The sequence below is a fragment of the Pseudonocardia pini genome, assembly GCF_013870575.1.
Lineage (GTDB): Bacteria > Actinomycetota > Actinomycetes > Mycobacteriales > Pseudonocardiaceae > Pseudonocardia > Pseudonocardia pini.
The window spans coordinates 1-1,908 of the sequence record NZ_JACBXB010000930.1; the positions used below are offsets into that span (position 1 = coordinate 1).

Genomic DNA, 1,908 nt, shown 5'->3' on the forward strand with positions numbered 1-1,908 from the left:
GCGGACCGGCCCCTCGAGGGGCTGACCGTCCTGGAGTTCGGGCTGATGTTCGCCGGGCCCTTCGGGTCCACGCTGCTCGCCGACCTCGGTGCGCGAGTGATCAAGGTCGAGGCCCTCGCGGGAGACGACGTCCGCCGCCTCGTCGCCTTCCCCGAGGCCGGTGGCGCACGGGTGACGCAGGGCAAGGAGAGCATCACCCTCGACATCGGCACCGAGGAGGGGCGGCGCATCGTCCACCAGCTCGTCGCGCGGGCGGACGTCGTGCTGCAGGCCTTCCGCGCCGGGGCGGCCGAGCGGGCGGGGATCGACGAGGTCGCACTGCGCGCGATCAACCCGGACCTGGTCTACGTCAACGCCCCCGGCTACGGCACCGGCGGCCCCTACGGCGGCCGGGCCGCGTACGCCCCCACCATCGCCGCCGCGACCGGCCTCAGCCTCACCGACGTGCCCGACGTCGGGGACGGGACCGGGGACATCGAGGAGATCAAGCGCAACGCGATCCGGACCTTCGTCGGGGGCACCGCGGCCGTGGTCCAGGCCGACGGGGTGTCCGCGCTCGGGGTGGCCTCGGCCATGTTGCTCGGCCTGCTCGGCCGGGCGCGCAACCGGCCGCTCGGCCCGCTGACCACCACCATGTTGGGCACCGCGTCGCACGCGCTCGTCGACCAGGCCGTGGACTGGGTGGGGCGTCCGTCGAGCCTGACCGTCGACGCCGAGGGGTACGGCTACCAGGCCCTCTACCGCCTCTACCCCGCCGCCGAGGGCTGGGTCTTCCTCGCCGCACCCGAGGACGCCGAGTGGGCCGCACTGGTCGACGCGATCGACCCGGCCCTCGGTTCGGATCCCCGGTTCGCCGACGCGGCGGCCCGACAGGCGAACGACGGGGCACTGGTCGACCGCCTCTCCCAGATCTTCGCCTCCCGCACGGCACAGGACTGGGAGAAGCTCCTGACCGCGCAGGACATCGGCTGCGTGGCCGTCGCGGACAGCGACCCCGCCACGGTGCTCCAGACCGACGAGGAGCTCTCCGCCGAGTACTGCGCGTCCTGCACCCATCCCGTCTTCGACGAGCACCTGCGGGTCGCCCCGCCGGTCCGCTTCTCCCGTTCGCAGACGCTGGCGCGGGGCGGCTGCCTCGCGGGCCAGCACAGCGACACCATCCTCGCCGAGCTCGGGTACGACGAGGCCGCGATCGCCGAGCTGCGCGAGAAGGAGGTCGTGGGGAAGGCCCCCTGAGGCCCGGCGCCTCCCCGGTCGGCGCGGCCCCACCCAGGGCTGGACGGCGACGCCGTCCGGACTGTGACGCCGAAGTCCGCGCCGGCCGCCTCGGGGTCCATGAAGAGGTCGTGAGGGCGACGCCGCCGTCCGCGAGGACGGTGGCGTCGTCGTCACCGTGCGGCAGCGAGCTGCGGCAGCACGGGGCGCCTGACCACCACGCGCCACCGGCCGAGATCCCGCGGCTCGAGCACGGCCACCACCAGCAGCAGGACGACACCGCCGAGGAGCAGCCGCGCGGCGCCGAACGCCAACGGGTCGGCGTCGGAACCCGCAAGGACCTGCGCCGGGCCCACCGTCCCCCAGAGCACCGCGGCACCCAGCACCGCAACCACACCACGGACGGTCGACGACGTGTCTCGTACGTTCACGTTCCCGAACGCTAGCCACTAATATGGCGATGTGTCCGAACAGTCGAACTTCTCGTCAGTGAATCGCGCCGATCTGAAACTAGATTCGCTCGACCTGTCCCTGCTAAGACTCCTGCAGAACGATGCACGGCTGACCAACCGACAACTGGCCACCCAGACCGGCGTCGCCCCCTCGACCTCACTGGAGCGCGTGCGCGGGCTCCTCGCCCGCGGCGTGATCTCCGGCTACCACGCCGACGTCGACCTGCCCTCCGTCGGCCGG

The 1,908-nt window shown here is 73.1% G+C and carries 3 protein-coding genes; 2 read left to right on the forward strand and 1 reads right to left on the reverse strand.

The features are described from left to right. Nucleotides 1-1,236, forward strand: a 1,236-nt coding sequence (locus H5J29_RS30950; RefSeq protein ID WP_181784482.1) for a CaiB/BaiF CoA transferase family protein, incomplete at its 5' end; no start/stop codon positions are given. Nucleotides 1,237-1,388: 152 nt separating this feature from the next. Here H5J29_RS30950 and H5J29_RS30955 read toward each other — a convergent pair. Further along, nucleotides 1,389-1,646, reverse strand: a complete 258-nt coding sequence (locus H5J29_RS30955) for an EamA family transporter (protein WP_181784483.1) — start codon at nt 1,644-1,646, stop codon at nt 1,389-1,391. Between the two features lie 31 nt (nt 1,647-1,677). Here H5J29_RS30955 and H5J29_RS30960 point away from each other — a divergent pair. Continuing rightward, on the forward strand, nt 1,678-1,908 hold a 231-nt coding region (locus H5J29_RS30960), incomplete at its 3' end, for an Lrp/AsnC family transcriptional regulator (RefSeq protein ID WP_312858491.1).